Annotated in this window: 13 protein-coding genes; all 13 read left to right on the forward strand. The window is 62.4% G+C overall.

Annotation, left to right across the window (positions count from 1 at the left end):
• Positions 1–17: 17 nt before the first annotated feature.
• The 13 genes from hutC (at position 18) to QLG12_RS26895 (ending at position 15494) form a co-directional block, all read left to right on the forward strand.
• The gene (gene hutC / locus QLG12_RS26835) at positions 18–728 is read left to right on the forward strand and encodes a histidine utilization repressor (RefSeq protein ID WP_170928949.1); all 711 of its coding nucleotides are present in this window, start codon (positions 18–20) and stop codon (positions 726–728) included.
• Positions 725–1294 carry a HutD family protein gene (locus QLG12_RS26840; protein ID WP_197869335.1) on the forward strand — a complete coding sequence of 190 codons (570 nt, stop codon included), beginning with the start codon at positions 725–727 and terminating at the stop codon, positions 1292–1294. Before hutC ends, QLG12_RS26840 begins: the two co-directional genes overlap by 4 nt.
• Positions 1295–1716: 422 nt before the next feature.
• Positions 1717–3399 carry a urocanate hydratase gene (gene hutU, locus QLG12_RS26845; protein WP_282475524.1) on the forward strand — a complete coding sequence of 561 codons (1683 nt, stop codon included), beginning with the start codon at positions 1717–1719 and terminating at the stop codon, positions 3397–3399.
• Positions 3400–3562: 163 nt separating this feature from the next.
• Entirely contained in the window at positions 3563–5035 is a 1473-nt protein-coding gene (locus QLG12_RS26850; RefSeq protein WP_197869333.1) for a cytosine permease, read from the forward strand.
• Between the two features lie 70 nt (positions 5036–5105).
• Positions 5106–6074: an ABC transporter substrate-binding protein gene (locus tag QLG12_RS26855; protein ID WP_236193071.1), complete on the forward strand. Its 969-nt coding sequence runs from the start codon at positions 5106–5108 to the stop codon at positions 6072–6074.
• 84 nt (positions 6075–6158) lie between these two features.
• Positions 6159–7010, forward strand: coding sequence for a proline/glycine betaine ABC transporter permease (locus tag QLG12_RS26860; protein ID WP_007952475.1), 852 nt, complete (start codon positions 6159–6161; stop codon positions 7008–7010).
• Complete coding sequence (locus QLG12_RS26865; protein ID WP_011332047.1) at positions 7007–7837, forward strand: glycine betaine/L-proline ABC transporter ATP-binding protein; 831 nt, start codon at positions 7007–7009, stop codon at positions 7835–7837. Before QLG12_RS26860 ends, QLG12_RS26865 begins: the two co-directional genes overlap by 4 nt.
• Before the next feature lie 145 nt (positions 7838–7982).
• On the forward strand, positions 7983–9506 hold the full coding sequence (gene hutH / locus QLG12_RS26870) for a histidine ammonia-lyase (RefSeq protein WP_282475525.1): 1524 nt from the start codon (positions 7983–7985) through the stop codon (positions 9504–9506).
• A gap of 117 nt (positions 9507–9623) precedes the next feature.
• Complete coding sequence (gene hutH, locus QLG12_RS26875) at positions 9624–11156, forward strand: histidine ammonia-lyase (protein ID WP_039764727.1); 1533 nt, start codon at positions 9624–9626, stop codon at positions 11154–11156.
• Between the two features lie 260 nt (positions 11157–11416).
• Positions 11417–12622, forward strand: a complete 1206-nt coding sequence (gene hutI / locus QLG12_RS26880) for an imidazolonepropionase (protein ID WP_197869329.1) — start codon at positions 11417–11419, stop codon at positions 12620–12622.
• A 10-nt stretch (positions 12623–12632) separates the two neighbouring features.
• Entirely contained in the window at positions 12633–13436 is an 804-nt protein-coding gene (gene hutG, locus QLG12_RS26885) for an N-formylglutamate deformylase (RefSeq protein ID WP_236193074.1), read from the forward strand.
• Between the two features lie 193 nt (positions 13437–13629).
• Positions 13630–14577 (forward strand): choline ABC transporter substrate-binding protein, encoded by a 948-nt coding sequence (locus QLG12_RS26890; RefSeq protein WP_282475526.1) that lies wholly within the window; start codon positions 13630–13632, stop codon positions 14575–14577.
• Positions 14577–15494: an alpha/beta hydrolase gene (locus QLG12_RS26895; RefSeq protein WP_197869326.1), complete on the forward strand. Its 918-nt coding sequence runs from the start codon at positions 14577–14579 to the stop codon at positions 15492–15494. Before QLG12_RS26890 ends, QLG12_RS26895 begins: the two co-directional genes overlap by 1 nt.
• Positions 15495–15558 lie beyond the last annotated feature (64 nt).

Below are 15558 nucleotides of genomic sequence, written 5' to 3' on the forward strand. Positions count from 1 at the left end.
CCCCGTTGGCCGCGAACATGGGCGACAGTCCGGCGCCCTTGTACGCCCGCGTCAAGCAGATGATCACCCAGCAGATCGACAGCGGTAACTGGCCGCCGCATTACCGCGTGCCGTCGGAAAGCGAGCTGGTCAGCCAGTTGGGCTTCAGCCGCATGACCATCAACCGCGCGTTGCGGGAAATGACCGCCGACGGTCTGCTGGTGCGCATGCAAGGCGTCGGCACGTTTGTCGCCGAACCGAAGAGCCAGTCCGCGCTGTTCGAAGTGCACAACATCGCCGATGAAATCGCCTCCCGTGGTCATCGCCACACCTGCCAGGTGATCACCCTGGAAGAAGAGGCCGCCGGCTCCGAGCGCGCGCTGGCGCTGGACATGCGCGAAGGGCAGAAGGTCTTTCACTCGCTGATCGTGCATTACGAAAACGATGTTCCGGTGCAAATCGAAGACCGTTTCGTCAATGCGCTGGTCGCCCCGGAATACCTCAAGCAGGACTTCACCCTGCAAACGCCTTACGCCTATCTGAACCAGGTGGCGCCGCTGACCGAAGGCGAGCACGTGGTCGAAGCGATCCTCGCCGAAGCGTCCGAATGCAAATTGCTGCAGATCGAAAAAGGCGAGCCTTGCCTGCTGATCCGCCGTCGTACGTGGTCGGGGCGTCAGCCGGTGACGGCGGCGCGCCTGATTCACCCCGGTTCTCGTCATCGTCTGGAAGGTCGGTTCCATAAATGAAAGAGTTGAAGGTATTACGCGCCGAAGGCTACCCGCGCATGCCGTGGAAGAACGGCGGCGGCAGCACCGAGGAAATCACCCGTGACGCCGGCGCCGGCCTCGACGGTTTTGGCTGGCGTCTGTCGATTGCCGACATCGCCGAATCCGGCGGTTTCTCGACCTTCGCCGGTTATCAGCGGGTGATCACGGTGTTGCAGGGCGACGGCATGACCCTGTGTGTCGACGGCGACGACACCCGGCCGTTGTTACCCCTCGACCCGTTTGCCTTCAGCGGCGAAAGCCAGGTGTCCTGCACCTTGCTCGGCGGCGCGATCCGCGACTTCAACCTGATCTACTCGCCCCAGCGTTACCGTGCGCGCCTGCAATGGCTGGACGGCGAACAGCGGTTTTTCAGTTCGGCGAGCACCGTACTGGTCTTCAGCGTCAGCGAACTGCTGAAGGTCACGGTCGGTGACAGTGCATCGCAACTCGGCCGCCATGACTGTCTGCAACTGGACGGTAACACCGGGCTGACCGAGATCGCCGTCAATGCCGGCTGCTGCGTGATCGAACTGTCCCCGCGCTGATTCCTTCACATGCTCTTCGTGGGAAACGATCAAAAACCGCTGCTTTGAAAGCAGCGGTTTTTTTTTCGTCCCGACGTTCCCGAAATGCGCACCAACTTGTTACCGAACGCCCCAGCGTGGCGCAAAACCACGCTTTCGTAACAACCTCTCGCTACCCTCAATTCACCCCGCGAAAAATTTCATGAGCGCCTGAACCCTTGATTCAGGCGCTTTGCAGCCCTGTCCGGGATTTTTGTTGAACGCTCCTCCAACAAGTTGGCCGCTTGATTGCATATGCTTGTATGTACAAGTAAAGACGTATGCGTATGAGTCGAACGAGACTCTCCGCAGCGTCCACTGATTCGCTTGTCGCGCACTGAGGCGCACAGGCTGCTTGCCCACTGCCAGGGTTGGTTTGAATTGATCGCTGAGGAGTCTTTTTCGTGACTGACAATAAGCCCACTAAGTACCGCAACGTCGAAATCCGCGCCGCCCGCGGCAACAAGCTGACCGCCAAGAGCTGGCTGACCGAAGCGCCGCTGCGCATGTTGATGAACAACCTCGACCCGGAAGTCGCCGAGAACCCGAAAGAGCTGGTGGTCTACGGTGGCATCGGCCGCGCGGCGCGTAACTGGGAGTGCTACGACAAGATCGTCGAGAGCCTGACCAACCTCAACGAAGACGAAACCCTGCTGGTGCAATCGGGCAAGCCGGTCGGCGTGTTCAAGACCCACAGCAACGCCCCGCGCGTACTGATCGCCAACTCCAACCTGGTGCCACACTGGGCGACCTGGGAACACTTCAACGAACTCGACGCCAAAGGCCTGGCCATGTACGGCCAGATGACCGCCGGCAGCTGGATCTACATCGGCAGCCAGGGCATCGTCCAGGGCACCTACGAAACCTTCGTTGAAGCCGGTCGCCAGCACTACAACGACAACCTCACCGGCAAGTGGGTCCTGACCGCCGGTCTCGGCGGCATGGGCGGCGCCCAGCCACTGGCCGCAACCCTCGCCGGTGCCTGCTCGCTGAACATCGAATGCCAGCAGATCAGCATCGATTTCCGCCTCAAGACCCGCTATGTCGACGAGCAGGCCAAAGACCTCGACGACGCGCTGGCCCGCATCGCCAAATACACCTCCGAAGGCAAGGCGGTTTCCATCGCCCTGTGCGGCAACGCCGCTGAAATCCTCCCGGAACTGGTCAAGCGCGGCGTGCGCCCGGACATGGTCACCGACCAGACCAGCGCCCACGACCCGCTCAACGGTTACCTGCCGGCCGGCTGGACCTGGGACGAATACCGCGCCCGCGCCAAGACCGAGCCAGCCGCTGTGGTCAAGGCCGCCAAGCAATCGATGGCCGTGCACGTCAAAGCCATGCTCGACTTCCAGAAAATGGGCGTGCCGACCTTCGACTACGGGAACAACATCCGTCAGATGGCTCAGGAAGAAGGCGTCGAAAACGCATTCGATTTCCCGGGCTTCGTACCGGCCTACATCCGTCCACTGTTCTGCCGTGGCATCGGCCCGTTCCGCTGGGCCGCGCTGTCCGGTGACCCGCAGGACATCTACAAGACCGACGCCAAAGTCAAAGAGCTGATCCCGGACGACGCCCACCTGCACAACTGGCTGGACATGGCGCGCGAGCGCATCAGCTTCCAGGGTCTGCCGGCGCGTATCTGCTGGGTCGGCCTGGGACTGCGCGCCAAGCTCGGTCTGGCGTTCAACGAAATGGTGCGCAGCGGCGAGCTCTCGGCCCCGATCGTGATCGGTCGCGACCACCTCGACTCCGGCTCCGTATCCAGCCCGAACCGTGAAACCGAATCGATGCAGGACGGTTCCGATGCCGTCTCCGACTGGCCGCTGCTCAACGCGCTGCTGAACACCGCGAGCGGTGCGACCTGGGTGTCCCTGCACCACGGCGGCGGCGTCGGCATGGGCTTCTCCCAGCACTCGGGCATGGTGATTGTCTGCGACGGTACTGACGAAGCGGCCGAGCGTATCGCTCGCGTGCTGCACAACGACCCGGGCACCGGTGTCATGCGTCACGCCGATGCCGGTTACCAGATCGCCATCGACTGCGCCAAGGAACAAGGGCTGAACCTGCCGATGATTACCGGCAAATAAAGAATCTGTGGGAGCTGGCTTGCCAGCGATGGCGGCGGCACTGCCGGAATTGATGTTGCAGGTGCCGACGTCATCGCGGGCAAGGCGAATCGTCGCACCGTCGCTCCCACAGGAATCGCGTAAACCGGACAGAGCAATTAAAACAATCCACAGAGGTTGAATCATGGCGGGCAACACCGATCGTGCAGGCAGTAAACCGTTGATCGAAAGGCGTTCGATCGACTACATCCCGGAAGCGGAAAGACACGGTCGTCTGTTCAGTCAGTTCACCCTGTGGATGGGTGCCAACCTGCAAATCACCGCGATTGTCACCGGGGCCCTGGCCGTGGTGCTGGGCGGCGATGTGTTCTGGTCGTTGATCGGTCTGTTGATCGGGCAACTGCTGGGCGGCGGGGTGATGGCGCTGCATGCGGCGCAAGGGCCCAAGCTTGGCCTGCCGCAGATGATTTCCAGCCGGGTGCAGTTCGGCGTCTACGGCGCGGCGATTCCGATCGTGCTGGTGTGCCTGATGTACCTCGGCTTCACCGCCACCGGAACCGTGTTGTCCGGTCAGGCACTGGGCCAGTTGTTCGGCGTCAGCGACACCGTCGGCATCCTGCTTTTCGCCAGCGTCATCGTGGTGGTCACGGTGCTCGGCTATCGGGTGATTCACTGGATCGGCCGGATCGCCAGTGCCATTGGCGTGATTGCTTTCGTGTACCTGTTCAGCCGTCTGATGAGCCAGGTGGACGTCGGCGCACTTCTGCAAATCCGCCACTTCAGCTGGAGCAGTTTCCTGCTGGCGGTGTCGCTCGCGGCCTCCTGGCAGATCGCTTTCGGCCCGTACGTGGCGGACTACTCGCGCTACCTGCCGAGCCAGGTGTCTTCGGTGAAAACCTTCTTCGCCGCCGGTGCCGGTTCGGTAATCGGTGCGCAGGTGGCGATGATCCTCGGTGTGTTCGCGGCCGCTTCGGCCAACGGGCAATTCGCCGGTCATGAAGTCGCCTACATCGTCGGTCTGGGCGGGACCGGTGCCACCGCCGCGCTGCTGTATTTCAGCATCGCGTTCGGCAAGGTCACTATCTCCACCCTGAACTCCTACGGCAGCTTCATGTGCATCGCGACCATCATCAGCGGCTTCCGTGGCCACCTGACGGTGACCCGCATGCAGCGTCTGGTGTTCGTGCTGGTGATCGTCGGCGCGGCGACCCTGATCGCGCTGCTCGGCCAGCACTCGTTCCTCGGTGCGTTCAAGTCCTTCATCCTGTTCCTGCTGGCGTTCTTCACGCCGTGGAGCGCGATCAACCTGGTCGACTACTACTGCATCACCCGCGAGCGCTACGACGTTCCGGCGCTGGCGGATCCGAACGGTCGCTACGGCCGCTGGAACCTCCTCGGTATCAGCATTTATGTGTTCGGGGTGCTGGTGCAACTGCCGTTCATTTCCACCAAGTTCTATACCGGCCCATTGGTAGCGGCCCTGGGGGATGTGGATATTTCCTGGATCATCGGTCTCGTGCTGCCCGCAGCGCTGTACTACGTCTGCGCGAAAAAATGGCACGGCACCGTACCCGATCGACTGATTCTGCCCGTCGAGCAGGACAGCGTTGTACAACCTAAAACAAGCGGGGCCGGTCGCGCTGCGGCGCAGGCCTGATTTGGACGTGGACAGGGCTGGATGCCTCTTGACTGCCGTAAGCCAATTCATGATTAGGAGCGTCACAACAATGAAATCGAACAAGACCCTGCTGACCACCTTGCTTTCCATGGGCCTGCTGGCCAGCGCCGGCGCGACCCAGGCCGCCGGCTGGTGCGAGTCCGGCAAACCGGTGAAATTCGCCGGACTGAACTGGGAAAGCGGCATGCTGCTGACCGACGTTCTGCAAGTGGTGCTGGAGAAAGGTTACGACTGCAAGACCGACAGCCTGCCGGGCAACTCCATCACCATGGAAAACGCCCTGAGCAGCAACGACATTCAGATATTCGCCGAAGAATGGGTCGGCCGCAGCGAGGTCTGGAACAAGGCCGAGAAGGCCGGCAAGGTCGTGGGTGTCGGCGCGCCGGTGGTCGGTGCGGTGGAAGGCTGGTACGTGCCGCGCTACGTGATCGAAGGCGACGCCAAACGCAAACTCGAAGCCAAGGCGCCAGACCTGAAAAACATCGCCGACCTGGGCAAATACGCCGCCGTCTTCAAGGACGCCGAAGAACCGTCCAAGGGCCGCTTCTACAACTGCCCGGCCGGCTGGACCTGCGAGCTGGACAACAGCGAAATGCTGAAAAGCTACGGTCTGGAAAACAGCTACACCAACTTCCGTCCGGGCACAGGTCCAGCGTTGGATGCGGCCGTGCTGTCGAGCTACAAACGTGGCGAGCCGATCCTGTTCTACTACTGGACGCCAACCCCGCTGATGGGCCAGATCGACGCAGTCAAACTGGAAGAGAAACCGGGCGTCGACAAGACCGTGACCATCAAGGTCGGTCTGTCCAAGGCCTTCCACGAGCAAGCGCCGGAACTGGTGGCCGTGCTGGAAAAGGTCAACCTGCCGATCGACCTGCTGAACCAGAACCTGGGCCGCATGGCGAAGGAACGTATCGAGTCGCCAAAACTGGCGAAAATCTTCCTCAAGGAACATCCTGAAGTCTGGCATGCGTGGGTGAGTGAAGACGCTGCCAAGAAAATCGACGCGGCGCTGTAGGTCGAATTCCTCCCGGCCAACCGAGAGGCTGGCCGGGGTGTTCGCCGCAATCGCTTGATTGAGTTTCCTGATTGAGAGCCGCTTATGTTTCCCGAGAGTTTTACCTTTTCCATCGCCGACTGGGTCAACGGTTGGGTCGATGCGCTGGTCACCAACTACGGCGACGTATTCCGCCATATCTCCGACACCCTGCTGTGGGCCATCGTCAATCTTGAAGGCCTGCTGCGCGCCGCGCCGTGGTGGTTGATGCTGGCCATCGTCGGCGTCGTGGCCTGGCATGCGACGCGCAAAGTCGTGACCACCGCCGTGATCGTCGGTCTGTTGTTCCTGGTCGGCGCCGTCGGCCTGTGGGACAAGTTGATGCAGACCCTCGCGCTGATGATGGTGGCGACGGTCATTTCGGTGCTGATCGGCGTACCGCTGGGGATTCTCTCGGCGCGCAGCAATCGCCTGCGTTCGGTGCTGATGCCGCTGCTCGACATCATGCAGACCATGCCCAGCTTCGTTTACCTGATTCCGGTGCTGATGCTGTTCGGCCTGGGCAAGGTGCCGGCGATTTTCGCCACCGTGATCTACGCCGCGCCGCCGCTGATCCGCCTGACCGATCTGGGCATCCGCCAGGTCGACGGCGAAGTGATGGAAGCGATCAACGCCTTCGGCGCCAACCGCTGGCAGCAACTGTTCGGCGTGCAGTTGCCGCTGGCCCTGCCGAGCATCATGGCCGGGATCAACCAGACCACCATGATGGCCCTGTCGATGGTGGTGATCGCCTCGATGATCGGCGCCCGTGGCCTGGGTGAAGATGTGCTGGTGGGCATTCAGACCCTCAACGTCGGACGCGGTCTCGAGGCCGGTCTGGCGATCGTGATTCTCGCAGTGGTCATCGACCGCATTACCCAGGCGTATGGTCGGCCACGGCATGAGGTGAGCAAATGAGCAATGCAACCGTGAGCAAGATCGAAGTCAAAAACGTCTTCAAGATTTTCGGCAACCGCGCCAAGGACGCTTTGGCGATGGTCGGCCAGGGCAAGACCAAGGATCAGGTGCTGAACGAAACCGGTTGCGTGGTCGGGGTCAACGACTTGTCCCTGAGCATCGGCACCGGCGAGATCTTCGTGATCATGGGCCTGTCCGGCTCCGGCAAATCGACGCTGGTGCGCCACTTCAACCGCCTGATCGACCCGACCAGCGGAGCGATCCTGGTGGACGGCGTGGACATCCTGCAATACGACATGGACGCCTTGCGCGAATTTCGTCGGCACAAGATCAGCATGGTGTTCCAGAGCTTCGGCCTGCTGCCGCACAAGACCGTGCTCGACAACGTCGCCTACGGCCTGAAAGTGCGCGGCGAGAGCAAGCAACTGTGCGCCGAACGCGCGCTGCACTGGATCAACACCGTGGGCCTCAAGGGCTACGAAAACAAATACCCGCACCAGCTCTCCGGCGGCATGCGCCAGCGTGTGGGCCTGGCCCGCGCCCTGGCGGCGGACACGGACATCATCCTGATGGACGAAGCCTTCAGTGCGCTGGATCCGCTGATCCGCGCCGAGATGCAGGACCAATTGCTGGAGCTGCAAAAGACTCTGCACAAGACCATCGTCTTCATCACCCACGACCTGGACGAGGCCGTGCGCATCGGCAACCGCATCGCGATCCTCAAGGACGGCCGCCTGATCCAGGTCGGCACGCCGAAAGAGATCCTGCATTCGCCGGCGGACGAATATGTCGACCGCTTCGTGCAGCGCCGGGCGGCGGTGGTCTGATCTGAGTTTTGCAGTGCACAGACTGGCCTCATCGCGGGCAAGCCCGCTCCCACAGGGATTGTGTGAGCAGCGGAGATTCTGTGGGAGCTGGCTTGCCAGCGATGAGGCCGGTGAAGCTGCATCAAAATTACGGTTGAGGTTAGTGATGTCCCAGGCTGAAAAAATCGTTATCGCCGACGCTCCGATGCGTTGGCAGGATGTGGTCGCAGTCGCCCGTCACGGCGCGCAGCTCGAGCTGTCGGCGCAGACCTGGGCGCGCATTGAAAACGCGCAGGGCATCGTCCAGCGCATTGTTGCCAGCGGCGAACGCGCCTACGGCGTGAACACCGGGCTCGGTGCGCTGTGCAACGTTTCACTGAAAGACGAACAGCTCAGCCAGCTGTCGCGCAATACTTTGCTCAGCCATGCCTGCGGCGTTGGTCCGGTCCTGGCCGATGAGCAGACGCGCGCGATCATGTGCTCGGCGATCCGCAACTACAGCCACGGCAAATCCGGCATTCATCGCCGGGTGGTCGAAGCGCTGCTGGCGCTGCTCAATCGCGGCATCACCCCGCAAGTGCCATCGCAGGGTTCGGTGGGTTACCTGACCCACATGGCGCACATCGGCATCGCGCTGCTGGGTGTGGGCAATGTCAGCTATCGCGGGCAAGTGGTTTGCGCGCAGCAGGCGCTGGCCGAAGAGGGCCTGCAACCGGTGCAGCTCGGGGCGAAGGACGGTCTGTGTCTGGTCAACGGTACGCCGTGCATGACCGGCCTCGGTTGCCTGGCGATTGCCGACGCCACGCGTCTGCTGCAATGGGCGGACGTGATCGGTGCCATGAGCTTCGAGGCCCAGCGTGGCCAGATCGCCGCCTTCGATGCCGAAATCATCGCGCTCAAGCCACATCCAGGCATGCAGCAGGTGGGCGTCAATTTGCGTGCGCTGCTCGATGGCAGTGAAGTGATCGCAGCGAGCAAAGGCATTCGCACTCAAGATGCCTTGAGCATCCGCTCGATCCCGCAGGTGCACGGTGCCGCCCGCGATCAACTGGAACACGCGATCAATCAGATCGAAACCGAACTCAACGGCTGCACCGACAACCCGTTGCTGCTGGGCACGCCGGACGATTTCCGGGTGATGTCCCAGGCCAACCCGCACGGGCAATCGGTGGCGCTGGCGGCGGATCTGCTGGCGATTGCCATGGCCGAAATCGGCTCGATTGCCGAGCGGCGCCTGGATCGCCTGATCAACCCGCACGTCAGCGGCCTGCCGGCATTTCTGGTGGCCAATCCTGGGGTGAACTCCGGGATGATGATCGTGCAATACGTCGCCGCGTCGCTGTGCGCGGAAAACCGCCAGTTGGCGCAACCGGCGGTGCTCGACAACTACGTCACCTCGGGCTTGCAGGAAGATCACTTGAGCATGGGCACCAACGCCGCGCTGAAGCTGCATCGCGCGCTGGAAAACTGCACGCAGATTCTCGCCATCGAGTACCTGCTGGCGGCCCAGGCGTTTGAATTTCTCAAGGAACAGCGCTTTGGCGCCGGCACCGATACCGCCTGGCGACTGCTGCGCGAAAAAGTCCCGGCCTACGATCAGGACCGCTGGCTGGCGCCGGATATCGCCGCTGCCGCAAGCGTTCTGAAAGACCCGGATCTGCTGCACAACGCATTACCGAATCTGCACTGACAACTACCCATACCAGCGTGCCAAGGCGCGGATCGTCCAAAAGACGAGAGGCGACGGATAACGGAATGCTCCGGAGCGACTGGTAGTTAATAACAATGCCTCAAAAGGAGCATTTAAATGACTGCGCTGAACCTGATCCCCGGCCAACTGAGCCTGGCCCAACTGCGTGACGTTTATCAGAACCCGGTCAAGCTGACCCTCGACAACAGCGCCAGTGCGCAGATCGAGGCCAGCGTGGCCTGCGTCGAGCAGATCCTCGCCGAGAACCGCACCGCCTACGGCATCAACACCGGTTTCGGCCTGCTGGCCTCGACCCGCATCGCCAGCGAAGACCTGGAAAACCTCCAGCGCTCGCTGGTGCTGTCCCACGCCGCCGGCGTCGGCCAGCCGATCAGCGATGAGCTGGTGCGCCTGATCATGGTGCTCAAGGTCAACAGCCTGAGCCGTGGTTTCTCCGGCATCCGACGCGTGGTGATCGATGCGCTGATCGCGCTGATCAATGCCGAGGTCTATCCGCACATCCCGTTGAAAGGTTCGGTCGGCGCTTCCGGCGACCTCGCACCATTGGCGCACATGTCGCTGGTACTGCTGGGCGAGGGCAAGGCGCGTTACAAGGGCGAGTGGATGGAAGCCACCGAGGCACTGAAAGTCGCCGGTCTGACCCCGCTGACACTGGCGGCGAAAGAAGGTCTGGCGCTGCTCAACGGTACTCAGGTGTCCACCGCATTCGCGCTGCGTGGTCTGTTCGAAGGTGAAGACCTGTTCGCCGGCGCACTGGCGCTGGGCGGTCTTACTGTTGAAGCAGTGCTCGGTTCGCGCTCGCCGTTCGACGCACGCATCCACGCTGCCCGTGGCCAGAAAGGCCAGATCGACGCCGCTGCCGCTTACCGCGATCTGCTGGGCGAGCGCAGCGAAGTCTCCGACTCGCACCAGAACTGCGAAAAGGTTCAGGATCCGTACTCGCTGCGTTGCCAGCCGCAAGTCATGGGCGCGTGTCTGACTCAGTTCCGCCAGGCCGCCGAGGTGCTGGCCATCGAAGCCAACGCCGTATCCGACAACCCGCTGGTGTTCGCGGCCGAAGGCGACGTGATTTCCGGCGGCAACTTCCACGCCGAGCCGGTGGCCATGGCCGCTGACAACATGGCGTTGGCCATTGCCGAAATCGGCTCCCTCAGCGAGCGTCGTATCTCGCTGATGATGGACAAGCACATGTCGCAACTGCCGCCGTTCCTGGTGGCCAACGGTGGCGTGAACTCCGGTTTCATGATCGCCCAAGTGACCGCTGCGGCCCTGGCCAGCGAAAACAAGGCGTTGTCCCATCCGCACTCGGTGGACAGCCTGCCGACTTCTGCCAACCAGGAAGACCACGTGTCGATGGCCCCGGCTGCCGGCAAGCGCCTGTGGGAAATGGCCGAGAACACCCGCGGGATCCTCGCGGTGGAATGGCTGGCGGCGGTGCAGGGGCTGGACCTGCGCAACGGCCTGAAGACCTCGGCGAAACTGGAACAGGCCCGGGGGATTCTGCGTCGCGAAGTGCCGTTCTACGAGAAGGACCGCTTCTTCGCGCCGGACATCAATGCGGCGACCGAACTGCTGGCTTCGCGGGTTCTGACTGAACTGGTTCCGGCGAAGTTGCTGCCTAGTTTGTAAGCGTTTTTTCAGGGGGATTTTTGTCGTCCGGGAAACCGTTCCCCCTCACCCCAGCCCTCTCCCCCAGGGGGAGAGGGGAAAGGGAGCCGATCTTCATCGTTTTCAGAACCTGAGTTCGACTCAGGAATTTCTGGTCGATGTACCTCGAAAGAACAACGCGGTCAGTCCCCTCTCCCTCTGGGGGAGGGTTAGGCGGGCGGCGTTCCGATGAGGGGGCTTTTGACGGCTCCCCACCAAATAGAATCCAACGGAGGCCTAAAGTGAAAACCCTCTGGCAACACTGCCACGTCGCAACCATGGCGCAAGGCGTCTACTCGATCATCGAGGATGCGGCCATCGTGACGTCCGGTGCACTCATCGAGTGGATCGGCCCGCGCAGCCAATTGCCGTCAGGCGAATACCCGGCGGTCAATGACCTGCAAGGCGCGTGGGTCACCCCCGGCCTGATCGATTGCCACACCCACACCGTGTTCGGCGGCAACCGCAGCGGCGAATTCGAGAAGCGCCTGCAAGGCGTCAGCTACGCCGAGATCGCAGCAGCCGGCGGCGGCATCGCCAGCACCGTGCGTGCCACGCGTGAGGCCTCGGAAGACGAGCTGTTCGCCAGCGCCGCCAAACGTCTGAAAAGCCTGATGCGCGACGGCGTGACCACGGTCGAAATGAAATCCGGCTACGGTCTCGATCTGGCCAGCGAGCGCAAGATCCTGCGGGTCATCCGTCGCCTCGCCGCCGAGCTGCCGATCAGCGTGCGCAGCACCTGCCTGGCCGCCCACGCCTTGCCGCCGGAATACAAGGATCGCGCCGACGCTTACATCGATCACATCTGTGCCGAGATGCTCCCGGCGCTGGCCGCCGAAGGGCTGGTGGATGCGGTGGATGCGTTCTGCGAATACTTGGCGTTTTCGCCGGAGCAGGTCGAGCGTGTGTTCATCGCCGCGCAAAAACTCGGTCTGCCGGTGAAGCTGCACGCCGAGCAATTGTCGTCGCTGCACGGCTCCAGCTTGGCCGCGCGCTACCACGCATTGTCCGCCGATCACCTGGAGTTCATGGACGAAGCCGACGCCATCGCCATGGCCGAATCCGACACCGTCGCGGTGTTGTTGCCGGGCGCGTTCTACTTCCTGCGCGAAACCCAGTTGCCGCCGATGGAAGCCCTGCGCAAACACAAAGTGAAAATCGCCATCGCCAGTGACCTCAACCCCGGCACCTCGCCAGCGCTGTCGTTGCGCTTGATGCTGAACATGGCCTGCACCTGCTTCCGCATGACCCCGGAAGAAGCCCTGGCTGGCGCCACGATTCATGCGGCACAAGCCCTGGGCATGGCCGAGACCCACGGTTCGCTGGAAGCCGGCAAGGTCGCGGATTTTGTCGCCTGGCAGATCGACCGCCCGGCGGATCTGGCGTACTGGCTGGGTGGTGAACTGGACAAACGCGTCGTGCGTCACGGCGTTGAATCAAGTCTGTAGGAGAGCGGTTGTGGATAAGGTTCTGAACTTCAAACAAGGTCGCGTGCCGCTGCTGATCAGCATGCCCCACGCCGGTGTGCGCCTGACCCCGGCGGTCGAGGCCGGATTGATCCCGGACGCGAAAAGCCTGCCGGACACCGACTGGCACATTCCGCAGCTTTACGACTTCGCCGCCGAACTGGGCGCCAGCACTCTGGCGGCCGAGTACTCCCGGTTTGTCATCGACCTGAACCGGCCGTCCGACGACAAACCGCTGTACGCCGGCGCCACCACCGGTCTGTACCCGGCGACGCTGTTCGATGGCATTCCGCTGTTCAAGGAAGGCCAGGAGCCATCGAAAGAAGAACGCGCGACGTACCTGGAGCAAATCTGGACGCCGTACCACCGCACCTTGCAGGAAGAGCTGGCGCGGCTGAAGGCCGAGTTCGGTTACGCGCTGCTGTTCGATGCGCACTCGATCCGTTCGGTGATCCCGCACCTGTTCGATGGCAAGCTGCCGGACTTCAACCTCGGCACCTTCAATGGCGCCAGTTGCGATCCACAGCTGGCCACGCAACTGGAAGCGATCTGCGCACGCCATGGCGATTACAGCCATGTGCTGAACGGACGCTTCAAGGGCGGCCACATTACCCGTCACTACGGCAACCCGGCCGAGAACATCCACGCCGTGCAACTGGAGCTGGGCCAGTGCACTTACATGGAAGAGTTCGAGCCGTTCCGCTATCGCGCCGATTTGGCGGAGCCGACGCGGGTGGTGTTGAAGGAACTGCTGCAAGGGCTGATTGCCTGGGGCAAAACCCGCTACACCGCATAAAACCCTGTGGGAGCGAGCTCGCTCCCACAGTTTTTGTGGTGACCACAGGATTGTGTACGGCTTGGGTCGCCCCTGTGCAAATCCCGGTCGCCACAGTTCGCTTTTCCCGCTCGTCCGCTGCGTAATGTTTCGACCACGGTGCAAGAAGACGCCGATCCGAACAATAACCCGCTGCCGCACGAGACGATCCCTCATGAAAAGACTGTTCACTCGTTGTGCGTTAATCCTTACCGGCAGTGCGCTGCTCAGCGCCGGCGCCATGGCTTCCGACGATGCCTCCTGCAAAACCGTGCGCATGGGCGTGGTCAACTGGACCGACGTGATCGCCACCAGCGGCATGGCCGACGTGCTGCTCAACGGCCTCGGCTACGAAAGCAAACAGACCAGCGCCGTGCAGCAAATCATCTTCGCCGGCATCCGCGACAAACGTCTGGATATCTTCCTCGGCTACTGGAAACCGGCGATGGACAAGAACATCGCGCCGTTCCTCGCCGCCAATCAGGTCAAGGTCATGGACAAGCCCAGCCTGGCCGACGCCCAGGCAACGCTGGCGGTTCCGGACTATGTAGCGGCGGCAGGGCTGAAGACCTTCGGCGACATCGCGAAATTCAAGGATCAGCTCGGCGGCAAGATCTACGGCATCGAGCCCGGCAGCGGCGCCAACACCACGATCAAGACGATGATCGAAACCAACCATTTCGGCCTGAAGGATTTCAAGATCATCGAATCCGGTGAGGCCGGCATGCTCGCCGCCGTGCAGCGGGCGGTGAACCGCAAAGAGTTCGTGGTGTTCGTCGGCTGGACCCCGCACCCGATGAACATCAACATGAAAATCACCTACCTGACCGGCAGCGAAGACGTCTACGGCCCTAACGAAGGCGCCGCCACCGTTTCCACGGTCACCGCGCCGGACTACGCCGAGCGCTGCCCGAACGTCCATCGACTGCTGGAAAATCTGACCTTCACCGCCGCCCAGGAAAGCCAGTTGATGGTGCCGATCATGGAGCGCAAGACACCGCAGGACGTGGCGAAAACCTGGCTGCGTGAACATCCCGAAGATCTGCAACGCTGGCTGGCGGGAGTCAGCAGTTTCGACGGCAAGGACGGCGTGGCCACGGTTCAGGCCAGCCTGAAAAACTGATGGGCACTTATCCACTCTCGCCGTCGATGGCGGCGTTCGTCGCCAGCACCGAAGGCTTTGCCAGCGATGACAGCAGCCTCGGCGGATTGCGCAAATCCTACGACGACATGTGCCGCGCCTTCACGCCCGAACGGCCGGCGGGTCTGGAAGTGGTGGATTTCCAGTTGAGCGGAGTGGCGGTGCGTTCGTATCGCCCGCCTGTCCGGCCATCGGCCAGTGGCTGGCCGTGCGTGTTGTATCTGCATGGCGGCGGTTGGGTGGTCGGCGGGCTGGATTCCCACGATTTCATCTGCTGCGAGCTGGCCATGGCGCTCGTGGCAATGGTGGTGGCGGTGGATTACCGGCTGGCGCCGGAACATCCGTTCCCGGCCGGTTTCGAGGATTGCCTGAGCGTCTGGCGCGCGTTGCGCAGCGGACCGTTCTGGTTCGATCCCGGACGGATGCTGGTGGCGGGCGACAGCGCCGGTGGCAATCTGGCGGCGGCGCTGTGCCTGGCGTTGCGCGATGCCGGCGAGCCGCTGCCGGGCGCGCAGGTTTTGATCTATCCGGGGCTTGGAGGCGACGAGAAGTTACCGTCACGCAGTGAATGTGCCGATGCGCCGCTGCTCGCCAGCAGCGATGTCGATTGTTATCACGCCCTGTACCTGCGTGGCACCGCGAAGCCGAACGCCTATGCGATGCCGTTGCTGGCCGGGGATTTCAGCGGTCTGCCCCCGGCCTGGATTGCCGTGGCGCAGTTCGATCCGTTGCGTGACGACGGCGTGTGCTACGCCGAACGGCTTAACGCGGCGGGCGTCGACGCGGCGCTGTATTACGGCGAAGGGCTGGTTCACGGCTGCCTGCGGGCGCGACATCAGGTCGCCGAGGTCGATCGTCTCTTTGAGAACTTGCTGGGGTTCATGGCTGACAAAATGTGACAGCGCGCGGGCATGCTCATTGACGTAAATCGGGTTTATGATGCCGGACGGCAGAATAATAGAA

Source organism: Pseudomonas sp. V88_4, from assembly GCF_029967985.1.
GTDB lineage: Bacteria > Pseudomonadota > Gammaproteobacteria > Pseudomonadales > Pseudomonadaceae > Aquipseudomonas > Aquipseudomonas glycinae.